Origin of the sequence: Streptococcus sp. SGI.013 (assembly GCF_050315295.1) — a bacterium.
GTDB lineage: Bacteria > Bacillota > Bacilli > Lactobacillales > Streptococcaceae > Streptococcus > Streptococcus porcorum.
Genome location: NZ_JBNPOS010000022.1, coordinates 16,249 through 31,494 on the forward strand (window position 1 = coordinate 16,249; position 15,246 = coordinate 31,494).

A 15,246-nucleotide genomic window follows, 5' to 3' on the forward strand; every position below is an offset into this window, starting at 1 on the left:
TCTATGTATAATGAAAACAGCACGATTTTTCTGGTTTTATTTTAAACGTTATAAGTTATCCTTTTTCGTGATTTTTTTAGCGATTATCATATCCACTTATTTACAAGTTAAAGCCCCTGTTTATCTTGGGGAGGCCTTAACAGAGCTTGGGACTTGGGTACAAGACTATTTTAAAGCTAAGGCAATTAGTGAGGCAACAGGACAAGACTTGGTACGTCCAAGTATGGATGCCTTTGGCTCAGTCATGTGGAAACTCTTTTTAACCTATGCTTTTACAGCCTTGTCAATGTTGATTTATACGGTACTTTTTTCACGTATCGTAGCACACTCAACTAACCGAATGAGAAAAGGCTTATTTGGGAAGTTAGAGCGCCTGACGGTAGCATTTTTTGATCGTCATAAAGATGGTGACATTTTATCTCGCTTTACCAGTGATTTGGACAATATTCAAAACTCTTTCAACCAGAGTTTAACGCAAGTGGTGTCTAATATTGCCCTTTATATTGGACTTGTGTGGATGATGTTTTCACAAAATACCAAGCTAGCTTGGGTGACAGTAGCTAGTACCCCAGTTGCTATTTTATTCTTGATTTTTATTGTTCGTATGGCTAGAAAATACACTGATCTTCAACAGGCAGAGGTAAGTAAACTCAATGCTTATATGGATGAGAAAATTTCAGGTCAAAAAGCCATTATTGTGCAAGGTTTGCAAGAAGAGACGATTGCAGGCTTTACAGTATTAAATGATAATGTTAGAAGAGCAACTTTTAAAGGTCGTCTTTTTGCTGGTTTGCTTTTCCCAGTGATGAATGGAATGAGCTTGATTAATACAGCTATCGTCATCTTTGTGGGCTCAACTCTAGTATTGGATGATAAGTCAATGACAACAGCAGCTGCACTTGGTTTAGTGGTTACCTTTGTTCAATATTCACAACAATATTATCAACCGATCATGCAGGTAGCTTCTAGTTGGGCAGAGTTGCAATTAGCCTTTACTGGTGCAGGGCGTATTCAAGAAATGTTTGATCAAGAAGAAGAGGTTCGTCCTGTCTCTGCTCCTAAATTCACAGAATTGAAAGAAAGTGTTGAAATTGAAGGGATTGACTTTGGTTATCTACCAGGTCAGCGTGTTCTGAAAGATGTGACGATTTCTGCTCCTAAAGGGAAAATGGTGGCAGTCGTGGGCCCAACAGGTTCTGGTAAGACCACTATTATGAATCTCATTAACCGTTTTTATGATGTGGATAAGGGTGCTATCAAGTTTGATGGTCGTGACATTCGTGAATACGATCTTGATAGCCTGCGTGAAAATGTTGGGATTGTGTTACAAGAATCTGTTCTCTTTAGTGGTAGCATTAGAGATAACATTGCTTTTGGTCGTCCAGATGCCAGTCAAGAAATGGTAGAAGCTGCTGCTCGAGCGACCCATATCCATGAATTTATTGAGAGTCTTCCAGATCAGTATGAAACCTTGGTTGATGATGAAAATAACATCTTCTCAACAGGTCAGAAACAATTGATTTCCATTGCGCGCACCTTGTTAACAGATCCTCAAGTTTTGATTTTGGATGAAGCAACGTCAAACGTTGATACGGTAACAGAAAGCAAGATTCAGCAAGCTATGGAAGCTGTTGTGGCAGGGCGCACGAGCTTTGTGATTGCCCATCGTTTAAAAACTATTTTGAATGCTGATGAAATTATTGTCTTAAAAGACGGTGAAGTGCTAGAACGTGGAAACCATTACGAACTGCTTAGACAAAAAGGTTTTTACGCTGAACTTTATCATAATCAATTTGTATTTGAATAGCACAAAAGACAAGGTGATGAGACCTTGTCTTTTTGAAAAAAGAAAATTATCAGGCTTTTTGCTTTTCTTTTACGAATAGCCTATAATAGAGGAATTGAGTAGAAAGTGAGAAAATTATGTCTAGAATCCGTGGATTTGAATTGGTATCAACCTATCACAACGAAGATTTACTGCCTAAGCGAGAAACAGCACATGCGGCTGGATATGACCTAAAGGTTGCAGAAAAAACCATCATTGCCCCAGGGGAGATCAAGTTGGTCCCAACAGGGGTAAAGGCTTATATGCAAGCAGGAGAAGTCCTCTACCTTTACGATCGCTCATCCAATCCAAGAAAAAAAGGTTTGGTCTTGATTAACTCTGTTGGTGTTATAGATGGGGATTATTATGGTAATGCTGCAAATGAGGGGCATATTTTTGCACAAATGCAAAACATTACGGAGCAAGATGTGGTCCTTGAAGTTGGTGAACGCGTAGTACAAGGCGTTTTTGCGCCCTTTCTTGTTGCTGACGGTGATCTAGCAACTGGTCAACGAATGGGTGGGTTTGGAAGTACCGGAAACTAAAGAAGAGTTGGGGAGGATAGAAGAATAGCTAAGAAGAAAACCAATTTTGTTTGTCAAGAGTGTGGGTACAACTCTCCTAAATACTTGGGGCGTTGTCCCAATTGTTCGTCTTGGTCGTCTTTTGTTGAAGAAGTAGAGGTGGCCGAGGTTAAAAACGCTCGTGTCAGCCTGACAGGCGAGAAGACAAAACCTGTTAAATTAAATCAGGTAACCTCTAGTCAGGTTGCTAGAACCCAAACGGATATGGAGGAGTTCAACCGTGTGTTAGGTGGAGGTGTTGTCCCAGGGAGCTTAGTGCTGATAGGAGGAGATCCAGGGATCGGGAAGTCCACTTTGCTTTTACAGGTTTCGACTCAGTTAGCCAATAAAGGCACCGTGCTTTATGTATCAGGGGAAGAGTCAGCGGAGCAAATCAAACTACGCAGTGAGCGCTTGGGTGATATTGATAATGAGTTTTACCTCTATGCTGAAACCAATATGCAATCGATTAGAGCCGAGGTCGAAAAAATTCAGCCCAATTTCTTGATTATTGACTCTATCCAAACTATCATGAGTCCAGACATATCCAGTGTTCAGGGATCTGTTTCACAAGTCAGAGAAGTGACAGCTGAGTTGATGCAACTTGCTAAAACCAATAATATTGCGACCTTTATTGTTGGTCATGTGACTAAGGAGGGTACACTGGCAGGACCACGGATGCTAGAGCATATGGTGGATACGGTCTTATACTTTGAAGGTGAACGTCAACACACTTTTAGGATTTTGAGGGCGGTAAAGAACCGTTTTGGCTCGACAAATGAAATCGGTATTTTCGAGATGCAGTCAGCTGGTCTGGTGGAGGTATTGAATCCGAGTCAAGTCTTTTTAGAAGAGCGTCTTGATGGGGCAACGGGATCGGCTATTGTGGTAACAATGGAAGGAACAAGGCCTATCTTGGCTGAGGTTCAGGCCTTGGTAACACCAACGGTATTTGGAAATGCCAAGCGGACCACAACAGGATTAGATTTTAATCGGGCAAGTCTGATTATGGCAGTCTTGGAAAAGCGTTGTGGCTTGTTACTACAAAATCAAGATGCCTACCTAAAATCAGCTGGTGGAGTGAAGTTGGATGAACCTGCCATTGATTTAGCTGTTGCTGTAGCCTTGGCATCTAGTTATAAGGACCAACCAACTAACCCTCAAGATTGTTTTATTGGTGAAATTGGATTGACAGGTGAGGTCAGACGGGTCAATCGGATTGAACAAAGGGTAAATGAAGCAAGTAAATTAGGCTTTACTAAGATTTATGCTCCGAAAAATTCCCTACATGGTCTAACTGTTCCAGATGGTATCCAAGTGATAGGTGTGTCAACAGTCAGTGAAGTCTTGCAGAAAGTATTCAATAGCTAGCTTTTTCTGTCTTTATCAGGGACATTTTCAGAAAAACATGATAAGATAGATGAAACTAATATGAAACCGTCATGCTTTTCATTGCACAAAAAGGAGGATGAAGAAATGACACGATTTGATGATTTTTTGACGAATAACCAAAACTTTGCGAGGGTTTTTCCAAATGGTCATATCCCGACACCGCCAAGAAAAGAGGTTGCCATTGTGTCTTGTATGGATGCAAGGATTCATGTGGCTCAGATTTTTGGCTTGAGTTTGGGGGATGCCCATATTATTCGTAATGCTGGTGGACGTGTTACAGATGATATTATCAGGTCGTTGGTGATTTCAGAGCAGTTACTTGGGACAAAGGAGATTATTGTGATGCATCATACCGATTGTGGTTTGCACAAAAAGGATAATCAAGCCTTGTGGACCAATTTAGCGCCTGTTTTAGGTGATGATGTCAAATCGGTGGATTTTCTTCCCTTTGAAGACATTGAAACCAGTGTGACAGATGATGTTCTATTACTAAAAAATAGCCCCTTGATTCCTAAAGATATTGTGATTAGTGGGGCAATTTATGATGTGGATACTGGACATGTTTTACCAGTTATTCGTGCTTAATAGGAGCTGTTGATAGAAAAAAGGTTGGCGATTGAGCTGCCTTTTTTTAAAGTGTTGTTTCTATTGCGGTTAAGCGTAAGCAGTGCTTTTTCGCTATAAAACCTTATTTTTGTTTGACAAGTGGTCATTTGAAAAGTATAATTGTATTATATTAACAACACAAAAGGAGAACCTCTCATGTCAGATAATCGAATGAAATATACCATTGATAGTAATATGCAATTTCCACTTGTTGAAATTGCTCTTGAAGCTGGTGAATCTGCCTATATCCAACAAGGATCTATGGTTTACCATACTCCTAGTGTTAGCTTAAATACACGCCTTAATGCGCGTGGGGGATCAGGTCTAGGGAAGTTACTGGGAGCGATCGGACGTTCTATGACTTCTGGAGAATCCATGTTCATCACTCAAGCCGTGTCAAATGCAGCAGACGGGAAGTTAGCGCTAGCTCCATCAACTCCAGGTCAAGTGATTGCTCTTGAGTTAGGGGCTAAGCAATATCGTCTTAATGATGGAGCTTTCTTAGCTCTTGATGGTTCTGCTCAATATAAGATGGAACGTCAAAGTGTTGGACGAGCTTTCTTTGGCGGGCAAGGTGGTCTTTTTGTCATGACGACAGAAGGTGAGGGAACTCTCTTAGCTAATGCTTTTGGTTCTATCAAAAAGTTAGAGCTGACAGGTGGTACGATTACTATTGATAATGCGCATGTTGTGGCTTGGAGCCGTGATCTTAATTATGACATCCACCTTGAAAATGGCTTCTTGCAGTCTATCGGTACTGGTGAGGGAATTGTTAATACCTTCTCAGGCTACGGTGAAATTTATGTTCAGAGTTTAAATATTGAAACCTTCGCTCAAGTGATCGGTAATCACATTGTTACAGGTGGAGGAGATGGTGGCGGTGGAAGCACCTCTATCTTAGATGCCTTGATGTAATACAGTATATTAGGAAAGTGAGGAATGATTGAAACGCCTTCTTTCCTTTTTGTTTTATCCTACTTTCTTGTCGCAAGCTTTCAAGGTATGTTATAATAGTGGGGATTGAAACTTTTAAGGAGAAAGGGACTAAATCAGTTGCAATGCTTAATAAAAGTAGCTAGAGCATTACTTTTATTAATGGTTTGTTTTCTGTTTTAGTTAGTCTTGGTATCTTACATTATGTCAAATACTATTCGTGTGCGTTATGCACCAAGTCCAACAGGGCTACTACACATCGGTAATGCCCGTACAGCTTTATTTAACTATCTTTTTGCCCGTCATCACGGTGGTGACTTTATCATCCGTATCGAAGATACTGACCGCAAACGTCATGTGGAAGATGGTGAGCGTTCTCAGCTGGAAAACCTACGTTGGTTGGGGATTGATTGGGATGAAAGCCCAGAAACCCATGAGAATTACCGTCAGTCAGAGCGTTTGGAACTTTATCAACAGTATATTGATCAACTCTTGGCTGAAGGTAAGGCTTACAAATCTTATGTGACCGAAGAAGAGCTGGCAGCAGAGCGTGAGCGCCAAGAAGCAGCTGGGGAAACACCACGTTATATCAATGAATTTCTAGGCATGTCTGAGGACGAAAAAGCAGCTTACATCACAGAACGTGAAGCAGCTGGCATCGTTCCAACAGTCCGCTTGGCTGTCAATGAAGCAGGCATCTATAAGTGGAATGATATGGTTAAGGGCGACATTGAGTTTGAAGGTGGCAACATCGGTGGTGATTGGGTCATCCAAAAACGTGATGGTTACCCAACTTACAACTTTGCAGTTGTTATTGATGACCATGATATGCAGATTTCGCACGTTATCCGTGGGGATGACCACATTGCCAATACGCCTAAGCAGCTCATGGTTTATGAAGCGCTTGGTTGGGAAGCTCCAGAGTTTGGTCACATGACTTTGATTATCAACTCTGAGACTGGTAAAAAGTTGTCTAAACGTGATACCAATACTCTTCAGTTCATCGAAGACTACCGTCGTAAAGGTTACATGCCAGAAGCTGTCTTTAACTTTATCGGTCTTTTGGGCTGGAACCCTGGTGGCGAAGACGAAATCTTCTCGCGTGAGGAATTTATTCAACTCTTTGATGAAAATCGTCTCAGCAAATCGCCAGCAGCCTTTGACCAGAAGAAAATGGATTGGATGAGCAACGAGTACATCAAGAATGCTGATTTGGAGACTGTTTTTAATCTTGCTAAGCCATTCTTGGAAGAAGCTGGTCGTTTGACAGATAAGGCAGAAAAATTAGTAGAGCTCTATAAACCACAGATGTCATCTGCGGATGAAATTGTGCCTTTGACAGATCTTTTCTTCTCTGATTTCCCAGAGTTGACAGAGGCTGAAAAAGAAGTCATGGCAGGCGAAACGGTTCCAACTGTTCTCAACGCTCTTAAGGCAAAATTGGAAGCCATGACAGACGAAGACTTCCAACCAGACAACATCTTCCCACAAATCAAGGCAGTCCAAAAAGAAACAGGCATCAAGGGCAAAAACCTCTTCATGCCAATCCGTATCGCCGTCTCAGGTGAAATGCACGGACCAGAGCTACCAAACACCATTTACCTCCTCGGCCGTGAAAAATCTATCCAGCATATTGATAATATGTTGAAGAGTTTGTAAGATAAATAATCCCCGCTGTCACATGACGGCGGGGATTTGTCTGTTAGGGGAATTTAGCTTTCTAAAAATAGCCTCTCCACATAGCCTTTCTGCCTTGGAATGACTAGCTCTGTTTCCAGGAAATCTTTCAAATTTTCTTGTGGGACCCAGATGTAGTTGCTGGTTTCGTTGGCTTGGAGTTGGATAGCAGCTTTGTCCCAATTGGTTTCGGCCCAGTAGCAGTGGAAAATGCACTGGTCGTCATGGGCGACAAAGTGTGTATGGTGGCGGAGTTGGTCAACTATCAGCTCAATGCCTGTCTCTTCGCGGACTTCGCGCAAAATGGCTTGCTCTGCTATTTCCCCAAACAATGCCGAACCTCCTGCTGTCGCTTCATAATAGTCAGGGTAGGAGGGTTTGGTGCTGTCGCGTTTCATGAAGAGGGTGCTACCGTCGTGGTGGCGGATGATGCACTCGACGACCAGGTGGTAGAGGCTGTCGGGAATGGGTTCTCCGCGTGTGAGAGTTTGGTCGGTCAAGTGACCGTGGGCTGTGTAGGCGTTCCAGATTTCCATAGCTTGCTCCTTTTCTATCTTTCTATTATAGCATAGGAAATTTTCCTGTGAGCTTGTACGGACAAATGTGTGGTATAATGGGCTGACGAAAGTAAAGGAGAAATTTATGCAGCCTATTATCCCACATCTCTGGTACGATACAGAGGCAAAAGAAGCGGTAGCTTTCTATGTAGAACTCTTCGGAGGCAAGATTGACTGGACCTACACCATTACGGATACGCCTTCGGGTGATTCGGATTTGATTCAGTTTCAACTGGGCGACATGACCTTGGCGGCTATTAGTGCAGGTCCATACTTTAAGCTCAATGAGTCCATGTCCCTCATGGTCAATGTAGCCAGCAAGGATGAAGTGACACGTTTGTACCAAGCCTTGTCAGAAGGTGGTCGTATTCTCATGCCTTTGGGAGGATATCCTTTCAGCCCTTACTATGTCTGGTTGGAAGACCGCTTTGGTTTGTCTTGGCAACTGTCTTATGCACCTGACTTGAACAAGCCTTATCAGTTTGACATCTGCCTGCTCTTCTCGCAGGATCAGGTTGGTTTGGCCCAGCCTATGTTGGACTACTACAAGGACAAGCTCCCTCAGGCTAGTGTCGGTCAAATTTCCTACTACGGTGAAGGGGAGGCTCCTGTTGAGGCTGCTAAACTGAATTATGCAGAACTTCTTGTCGCTGGACAGAAATTGATTGTCATGGACCATGGCTACGGTGGCGAAGCTTCATTCAACGAAGCCTTCTCGCTCATGGTCTACGTGGATAGTCAGGACGAACTCAATTTCTATTATGACCTCCTGTCAGCAGTGCCAGAGGCGGAAATGTGCGGTTGGGTCAAGGACCAGTTTGGGATTTCTTGGCAGATTGTACCGCGTATTTTGATGGAAGCATATGATACGGCTAACCCAGAACAGATTAAGGCTGTGAATGCTGCAGTAATGACAATGAAACGTCTAGATATCGCAACTATTCAAGCTTTATTAGATTAATAATGTGTAACAGGAACTGAGTAGCAGTTTCTGTTTTTTTCTTAGACAAGAATGAATTAGCTCGGATTTTGGTATAATGAAAGAAAGTAGAGGGGAGACGATATGAAAGCAATAGAAAGACGAAAGTACATTTTATCACTTTTACAGAAAACATCTCAACCACTTTCAGCGAATTACCTAGCAAAAGAATTTGGGGTCAGTCGCCAAGTTATTGTGGGAGATGTAGCCTTGCTTCGCGCAGAAGGGGCTTTGATTTTGGCGACTCCAAGAGGCTACCTGCTACAACCTTCTCTAGCGTCTATTGAGGGAGCTTATGTTCGTAAAATAGTTTGTCAGCATGGTCCAAAGGAGGTTGAAAGAGAAATGACGATCTTACTAGAGGGAGGAGCCCAGATTTTAGATGTTGAAATTGAACATCCTATTTATGGTTTATTGTCTGGTAAACTGAATATTACAAGCTTTGAAGATAGGGATCGTTTTTTAGATAATTTGAAGCATTATCAGGGTGTGCTTTTGAGTAATTTAACGGAAGGTGTCCATACCCATACAGTCTCATTTCCTTCTGTTCAAGCCTACCAAGAACTTTCTCTTGCCTTAATGAATGCTGGAATTTTATTAGAAGATTAGAAAACATTACAGGTGTCTTGACACCTGTAATGTTTTGTTTTATAATCAGACTCATGGAAAGAGAGGTTACTGATGTCTCAATTAACACTATCCCCTAAAAGTTCTGTCAAGCAGTTATCTATTAGTGCAATTTTAACAGCATTTGCTATTCTAATTCCACTGATGATGCCGATTAAAATTATTATTGGACCAGCATCTTATACACTTGCCAGTCATATTCCCTTGTTTATTGCTATGTTTATTTCACCTACAACAGCCATAATGGTAGCTTTGGGTTCTAGTCTAGGGTTCTTCTTAGCAGGCTTTCCAATTGTCATTGTATTTCGTTCATTTACTCACTTAATGTTTCTCACTTTGGGTGCATTTTTAATTAAACGATTTCCAAGTTTAATGGATTCTAAGCACTTTTTTATATTAGGGGTTGGACTTAATCTGCTTCACGGTTTAGGGGAGTATGTTGTTGTCATGATACTTACTTCAAGTGGGCAGACTTCTGATACCTATTGGGTGACTATGCTTGGCTTGATTGGTCTAGGTTCAACCATTCATGGGATGATAGATTTTAGTTTAGCGTATTACTTTTGGAGAATTTTGAAAGAGCGAAAAATTTATCAATCATAATCTGTGCTGAGAAAGAATATGTTGTATAAGTCGGGGAGTATTCTCTGACTTTTCTTATTTTTAAATTTTGTAAATAGGAGCTGTTTATTTGACATAAATAAGATAAATTAATGTGTAAACAAGGAAATATATAGGATAAGCAACGTTGAATCTCGCTTGTTAATAGATAGAAAAATGGGAAAGATGGTAATGATAAAATCAAATTTAAATAATTTAGGAGTTTTATCACTCCTATTATAGGGTAAAAATACGATTAGTATGGTCTATGTAGGCATAAAGTAAATGATATACGCTGACCTATGAAATAGTATTATATTCCCTATTTATAGCAAAATATGAATTTTTATCCAAAAAACAAAAAATATTTGCATAAATATGTTGACAAAAGAATAAATATGCATTATACTGTATAACATAAGGTTGAGTGATATCAACCCATTAAGAATAAGAAAAGAGAAAAATGTTATGTCAAAAGAAAAAGTTATCCTTGCTTACTCAGGTGGTCTTGATACGTCCGTTGCGATTACTTGGTTGAAAAAAGACTATGATGTTGTAGCGGTATGTATGGACGTTGGTGAAGGAAAAGATCTAGATTTTATTCATGATAAGGCCTTGACCGTTGGAGCGATTGAGTCTTATGTGATCGATGTAAAAGAAGAGTTTGCACAAGATTATGTTCTTCCAGCCCTTCAAGCCCATGCTTATTACGAACAAAAATACCCACTGGTGTCAGCTCTTAGCCGTCCGTTGATTTCTAAAAAGTTAGTTGAAATCGCACACCAAACAGGTGCGACAACTATTGCTCATGGATGTACTGGTAAAGGAAATGACCAAGTTCGTTTTGAAGTTGCCATTGCAGCGCTTGATACAAGCTTGAAAGTAATCGCCCCAGTGCGTGAGTGGAAGTGGTCTCGTGAAGAGGAGATTGAGTACGCTAAAGAAAATGGTGTTCCTGTGCCAGCTGATCTTGACAATCCTTACTCAGTCGATCAAAACCTTTGGGGACGTGCAAATGAGTGTGGTGTTCTTGAAAATCCTTGGAATCAGGCTCCAGAAGATGCCTTTGGTATTACAACAGCTCCAGAACAAGCTCCAGATACTCCAGAATATGTGGACATTGAGTTTAAAGCAGGTGTTCCAGTTGCGGTTAATGGAGAAGAACTTAGCTTGGCTAATTTAATTCAAAAATTAAATGTAATAGCTGGCGCTCATGGTGTAGGACGGATTGACCACGTTGAAAACAGATTAGTAGGAATCAAGTCACGTGAAATTTATGAATGTCCAGGAGCTATTACTTTACTAACAGCTCACAAAGAAATCGAAGATTTGACTTTGGTTCGTGAAGTTTCTCACTTTAAACCAATCATCGAAAATGAATTATCAAACTTGATTTATAATGGACTATGGTTTAGCCCAGCAACCAAAGCTTTGATTGCTTATATTAAAGAAACACAAACTGTCGTTAATGGAACAGCCAAAGTTAAGCTTTATAAAGGGCATGCGCAAGTTGTGGCTAGAAAATCACCAAACTCACTTTATGATGAGAACTTGGCAACCTATACTTCAGCTGATAGCTTTGATCAAGATGCTGCGGTTGGCTTCATCAAACTTTGGGGACTTCCAACACAGGTTAACGCACAAGTACAAGAACAATCACAGAATTAAAGGGGTCAAGAAAGGACTTCAGATAAAAGTACACAGAGAGGTACATCTGAGTCTCTTTTCTTAATCTTTATCGACAAGGTTATCCTGAGAGATAACTTCGAGGATAAATAAACCCATCCGAGAGAGTTGGGATTTATCATCATGTGCAGGGACACAAGCTAAGGATGAGAATACTCGTCCTTTTTCATTGATGAGAAGAGAGGATAGACAATGGCAGATAAAAAATTATGGGGTGGCAGATTTGAAGCGGGCCTTGAAAAATGGGTAGAAGAATTTGGAGCATCCATTGCATTTGATCAAAAAATGGCAAAATATGATATCCAAGGCTCTCTGGCTCATGTGACCATGTTGGGAAAGACAGGTATTATTGAAAGCGCAGAAGCAGATACGATTAAAGCTGGTTTAGAAGAGCTTTTAAAAGAGTATGAAGCAGGGCAACTGGTATTTGATATTTCTAATGAAGATATCCATATGAATATGGAATCGCTTCTAACAGAAAAAATTGGTTCGGTAGCTGGGAAACTCCACACAGCGCGTTCTAGAAATGACCAAGTCGCAACAGATATGCACTTGTATCTAAAAGATAAGTTGCTAGAAGTAGTTGAGAAGCTGGCAAATCTTCGTCAGGTGTTAGTTGATTTGGCAGAAGAAAATGTTTACACTATTATGCCAGGTTATACTCATCTTCAACACGCTCAGCCTATTAGCTTTGGGCATCACTTGATGGCTTACTACAATATGTTTACCAGAGATAGTGAGCGTTTTGAGTTTAACATGAAACATGCCGATTTATCACCGCTTGGAGCAGCTGCGCTTGCTGGCACGACTTTTCCGATTGATCGTCAGCTGACCTCAGACATGATGGGATTTGCCAAACCTTATAGCAACTCTTTGGATGCTGTTTCTGATCGTGATTTTATCTTAGAATTTTTATCCAATGCTAGTATTTTGATGATGCATATGAGCCGTATCTGTGAAGAAATTATCAATTGGTGTTCCAATGAATTTCAGTTTGTCACACTATCTGATACGTTTTCAACAGGCTCATCCATCATGCCACAGAAGAAAAATCCAGATATGGCAGAGCTAATACGTGGAAAATCGGGTCGTGTTTACGGCAACTTGATTGGTCTTTTGACTGTCATGAAGTCCCTACCTTTGGCCTACAATAAAGATTTACAAGAAGATAAAGAAGGGATGTTTGATACCGCAGAGACCATTACCGTTGCGATTGATATCTTGGCAGGAATGTTAAAAACCATGACCGTCAATCAGGAACACATGGCAGAGTCCACAGAAAAAGACTTTTCAAATGCAACAGAATTAGCAGATTATTTAGCAAGTAAGGGCTTACCATTTCGTGAGGCACATGAAGTGGTTGGTAAGCTAGTCTTGGAGTGTACAAAGGCAGGCTACTACCTTCAAGATGTGCCATTTAGTCGCTATCAAGAAATTTCTGATTTAATTGAGGAAGATATTTATCTTGCTTTGCAGTCTAAAACAGCTGTGGAGCGCCGCGACTCGCTTGGAGGAACAGGGTTCAAGCAGGTATTATGGCAGATTGAGGAGGCAAAAAACTCTTTCTAGTTGAAAAATAAGTCAAGAAACTGAGGTTTTTTGGCTTTTTTTTGATTTATGGTATAATAGATGTAATTTAGAGGTTTGGAGTCGTATTTTGCGAAAATCATTTCGAGTAAAGAGCGAGAAGGACTTTAAGGCAATTTTTGAGGCAAGCCAAAGTGTCGCCAATCGAAAATTTGTAGTCTATCGCTTAGAAAAACAACAAAAACACTACCGAGTAGGGCTCTCAGTTGGGAAAAAACTAGGCAATGCCGTGGTGCGAAACCGCATAAAAAGACGATTACGTCACTTAGTGATGGAATTTTCCCCTTATTTAGTAACGGATGACTTTGTCGTGATTGCTAGAAAAGGGGTAGAAGAATTGTCTTATCAAGAGTTGAGGCAAAATTTGATGCATGTCTTGAAACTCGGAAATCTTTATCAGGAAGGTTTATCAAGTGAAAAAGAAGATTAAAGTAGTAGGGATGCTCCTTATGGGCTTACTTATTTTGACAGCCTGTGGGACAGGCAATATTACCAGCTCAAGCTCAGGTGGCTGGGAACAGTTTGTCTATTTATTTGCAAGAGCTATTAGAGGTTTATCTTTTGGTAATATTGGGGTGGGAATCATTCTCTTTACCCTTGTGATTAGGACAGTTCTCTTGCCTGTCTTTAATTTACAGATTAAGTCAAGCCAGCGTATGCAGGCACTTCAGCCAGAGCTCAAGGCTTTACAAGCTCAGTATCCAGGTCGTGATACCGATAGTCGTATGGCTCTTGCAGAGGCATCGCAGCGTTTATATAAAGAGCATAAGGTTAATCCCTATCTGACCTTACTGCCTATTTTTATTCAATTGCCAGTTCTTTTAGCGCTCTATCAGGCTCTCACTCGAGTAGAGTTTTTAAAAACTGGTCATTTCTTATGGTTAGATATTTCTCAACCTGATCCTTATTTTATTTTGCCAGTGTTAGCGGCAGGATTCACTTTTTTATCTACATGGTTAAGTTCAAAATCAGCACTTGAGAAGAATTTTGCGATGACCATTATGACTTATTTTATGCCAGTGATGATTTTCTTTTTCTCTATCAGTGTGGCGAGTGGGGTGGCTCTTTATTGGACGGTTTCAAATGCTTACCAAGTAGCGCAAACCTTGATCTTTAACAATCCTTTTAAAATTATTGCGGAGCGTCAGCGTTTGGTACAAGAGGAAAAAGAAAAAGAGGCACGACTAAGAAAAGCTAAGAAGAAAGCTCAGAAAAAGAGAAAATAAGGAGAATAAAAATGGGACAGTTCACAGGATCTACTGTTGAAGAAGCCATTCAAAAAGGGTTAAAGGAGTTGAGACTTTCTCGCTTACAAGCACGCATTAAAGTGGTGTCTCGCGAGAAAAAAGGATTTTTGGGATTATTCAGAAAACCGGCTGTTGTTGAGGTGGCAAGATTAGAGGATTTTAGTCAGACGGCGGAGCTTAAGTCTGTGATGGTCGAGGCGGAAAAACTAGACTCTGCAAGGCAGAAAAAAAGCTCGGAGAGTCTGAGTTTATCGCTTGAGGAGAGTTTGTCGGCATCTAGTTCAGAATCTCTTTCGGAATCTCTTTCAGATTCTCTTGTCCAAGCAGCATCAGAAAGCTTTGTTGAAGAGTTCCAGTCAGAGAGTGTATCGTCTGATGAAAAATCTTACCCTAATATTTCAGAAGCAGCAGAAGCTATTGGTAACTATATTCAGACCATCATTTATGAGATGGATATTGAGGCTAATGTCTTATTAGATTATAGCCGTCGAGTGATTAATTTACAGATTGAAACCTCAGAGCCAGGTCGTGTCATCGGTTATCATGGTAAAGTCCTTAAATCTTTACAACTTTTGGCGCAAAATTTCTTACATGACCGTTATTCTAAACATTTTTCTGTCTCTTTAAATGTCAACGATTATATTGAACATCGTACAGAGACTTTGATTGAGTTTGCTAAGAAAATTTCAAATCGTGTCTTGGAAACAGGTCAAGATTACGTCATGGACCCTATGACCAATAGCGAACGTAAAATTGTCCATAAAACCATCGCCCAAGTTTCTGGTGTGGAAAGCTACTCTGAAGGTAGTGATCCCAATCGTTATATTGTTGTGACCTTGGGTGACTAGAACGCTTAGAAATAAGCGTTTTTTAGGTTCATCTTGAGGACTATTCGTTAGTGTTAAAGCTATTTTTTGCTCCTTTCCTAGCTCAAATCAAAGATGATGAGTATTGATTTGTAAAAAAA

At 40.6% G+C, this 15,246-nt stretch carries 15 protein-coding genes; 14 read left to right on the forward strand and 1 reads right to left on the reverse strand.

Annotated features, from left to right (window positions below):
• Positions 1 to 10: 10 nt before the first annotated feature.
• From ACQRDX_RS06580 to gltX, 6 genes are all read left to right on the forward strand, one after another.
• Complete coding sequence (locus ACQRDX_RS06580; protein ID WP_427894921.1) at positions 11 to 1,807, forward strand: ABC transporter ATP-binding protein; 1,797 nt, start codon at positions 11 to 13, stop codon at positions 1,805 to 1,807.
• Between the two features lie 116 nt (positions 1,808 to 1,923).
• A complete protein-coding gene (locus ACQRDX_RS06585; protein ID WP_427894923.1) occupies positions 1,924 to 2,370 on the forward strand; it encodes a dUTP diphosphatase in 447 nt (148 codons plus the stop codon).
• 24 nt (positions 2,371 to 2,394) lie between these two features.
• On the forward strand, positions 2,395 to 3,759 hold the full coding sequence (radA, locus tag ACQRDX_RS06590; protein WP_354367802.1) for a DNA repair protein RadA: 1,365 nt from the start codon (positions 2,395 to 2,397) through the stop codon (positions 3,757 to 3,759).
• A 105-nt stretch (positions 3,760 to 3,864) separates the two neighbouring features.
• Positions 3,865 to 4,365 carry a beta-class carbonic anhydrase gene (locus tag ACQRDX_RS06595; protein WP_427894925.1) on the forward strand — a complete coding sequence of 167 codons (501 nt, stop codon included), beginning with the start codon at positions 3,865 to 3,867 and terminating at the stop codon, positions 4,363 to 4,365.
• Positions 4,366 to 4,542: 177 nt separating this feature from the next.
• Positions 4,543 to 5,301, forward strand: a complete 759-nt coding sequence (locus tag ACQRDX_RS06600) for a TIGR00266 family protein (protein ID WP_354367736.1) — start codon at positions 4,543 to 4,545, stop codon at positions 5,299 to 5,301.
• Between the two features lie 222 nt (positions 5,302 to 5,523).
• Positions 5,524 to 6,978: a glutamate--tRNA ligase gene (gene gltX, locus ACQRDX_RS06605; RefSeq protein ID WP_427894927.1), complete on the forward strand. Its 1,455-nt coding sequence runs from the start codon at positions 5,524 to 5,526 to the stop codon at positions 6,976 to 6,978.
• A gap of 53 nt (positions 6,979 to 7,031) precedes the next feature.
• Here the strand turns inward: gltX and ACQRDX_RS06610 are convergent, their stop codons facing one another.
• Entirely contained in the window at positions 7,032 to 7,532 is a 501-nt protein-coding gene (locus ACQRDX_RS06610) for an NUDIX hydrolase (RefSeq protein ID WP_394731583.1), read from the reverse strand.
• A gap of 106 nt (positions 7,533 to 7,638) precedes the next feature.
• On the opposite strand from ACQRDX_RS06610, the gene ACQRDX_RS06615 reads away from it, so the two are divergent.
• The 8 genes from ACQRDX_RS06615 (at position 7,639) to jag (ending at position 15,127) form a co-directional block, all read left to right on the forward strand.
• Positions 7,639 to 8,514, forward strand: a complete 876-nt coding sequence (locus ACQRDX_RS06615; protein ID WP_427894930.1) for a VOC family protein — start codon at positions 7,639 to 7,641, stop codon at positions 8,512 to 8,514.
• Positions 8,515 to 8,616: 102 nt separating this feature from the next.
• The gene (locus ACQRDX_RS06620; protein WP_427894932.1) at positions 8,617 to 9,141 is read left to right on the forward strand and encodes a transcription repressor NadR; all 525 of its coding nucleotides are present in this window, start codon (positions 8,617 to 8,619) and stop codon (positions 9,139 to 9,141) included.
• Between the two features lie 72 nt (positions 9,142 to 9,213).
• The gene (locus ACQRDX_RS06625) at positions 9,214 to 9,762 is read left to right on the forward strand and encodes a hypothetical protein (protein ID WP_354367728.1); all 549 of its coding nucleotides are present in this window, start codon (positions 9,214 to 9,216) and stop codon (positions 9,760 to 9,762) included.
• A 465-nt stretch (positions 9,763 to 10,227) separates the two neighbouring features.
• A complete protein-coding gene (locus ACQRDX_RS06630) occupies positions 10,228 to 11,427 on the forward strand; it encodes an argininosuccinate synthase (protein WP_427894934.1) in 1,200 nt (399 codons plus the stop codon).
• Positions 11,428 to 11,637: 210 nt separating this feature from the next.
• Positions 11,638 to 13,014, forward strand: a complete 1,377-nt coding sequence (argH, locus tag ACQRDX_RS06635; RefSeq protein WP_354367724.1) for an argininosuccinate lyase — start codon at positions 11,638 to 11,640, stop codon at positions 13,012 to 13,014.
• An 88-nt stretch (positions 13,015 to 13,102) separates the two neighbouring features.
• Complete coding sequence (gene rnpA, locus ACQRDX_RS06640) at positions 13,103 to 13,462, forward strand: ribonuclease P protein component (protein ID WP_427894936.1); 360 nt, start codon at positions 13,103 to 13,105, stop codon at positions 13,460 to 13,462.
• Positions 13,446 to 14,258, forward strand: a complete 813-nt coding sequence (locus tag ACQRDX_RS06645; RefSeq protein ID WP_427894938.1) for a YidC/Oxa1 family membrane protein insertase — start codon at positions 13,446 to 13,448, stop codon at positions 14,256 to 14,258. The genes rnpA and ACQRDX_RS06645 overlap by 17 nt, the downstream gene beginning before the upstream one ends.
• An 11-nt stretch (positions 14,259 to 14,269) precedes the next feature.
• A complete protein-coding gene (gene jag, locus ACQRDX_RS06650) occupies positions 14,270 to 15,127 on the forward strand; it encodes an RNA-binding cell elongation regulator Jag/EloR (protein WP_427894940.1) in 858 nt (285 codons plus the stop codon).
• Positions 15,128 to 15,246 lie beyond the last annotated feature (119 nt).

Bases quoted from the DNA above. Each gene is read 5' to 3' on its own strand.
- ACQRDX_RS06580 (WP_427894921.1), top strand. From the start codon at position 11: ATGAAAACAGCACGATTTTTCTGGTTTTATTTTAAACGTTATAAGTTA.
- ACQRDX_RS06585 (WP_427894923.1), top strand. From the start codon at position 1,924: ATGTCTAGAATCCGTGGATTTGAATTGGTATCAACCTATCACAACGAA.
- ACQRDX_RS06595 (WP_427894925.1), top strand. From the start codon at position 3,865: ATGACACGATTTGATGATTTTTTGACGAATAACCAAAACTTTGCGAGG.
- ACQRDX_RS06600 (WP_354367736.1), top strand. From the start codon at position 4,543: ATGTCAGATAATCGAATGAAATATACCATTGATAGTAATATGCAATTT.
- gltX (WP_427894927.1), top strand. From the start codon at position 5,524: ATGTCAAATACTATTCGTGTGCGTTATGCACCAAGTCCAACAGGGCTA.
- ACQRDX_RS06610 (WP_394731583.1), bottom strand. From the start codon at position 7,532: ATGGAAATCTGGAACGCCTACACAGCCCACGGTCACTTGACCGACCAA.
- ACQRDX_RS06615 (WP_427894930.1), top strand. From the start codon at position 7,639: ATGCAGCCTATTATCCCACATCTCTGGTACGATACAGAGGCAAAAGAA.
- ACQRDX_RS06620 (WP_427894932.1), top strand. From the start codon at position 8,617: ATGAAAGCAATAGAAAGACGAAAGTACATTTTATCACTTTTACAGAAA.
- ACQRDX_RS06625 (WP_354367728.1), top strand. From the start codon at position 9,214: ATGTCTCAATTAACACTATCCCCTAAAAGTTCTGTCAAGCAGTTATCT.
- ACQRDX_RS06630 (WP_427894934.1), top strand. From the start codon at position 10,228: ATGTCAAAAGAAAAAGTTATCCTTGCTTACTCAGGTGGTCTTGATACG.
- argH (WP_354367724.1), top strand. From the start codon at position 11,638: ATGGCAGATAAAAAATTATGGGGTGGCAGATTTGAAGCGGGCCTTGAA.
- jag (WP_427894940.1), top strand. From the start codon at position 14,270: ATGGGACAGTTCACAGGATCTACTGTTGAAGAAGCCATTCAAAAAGGG.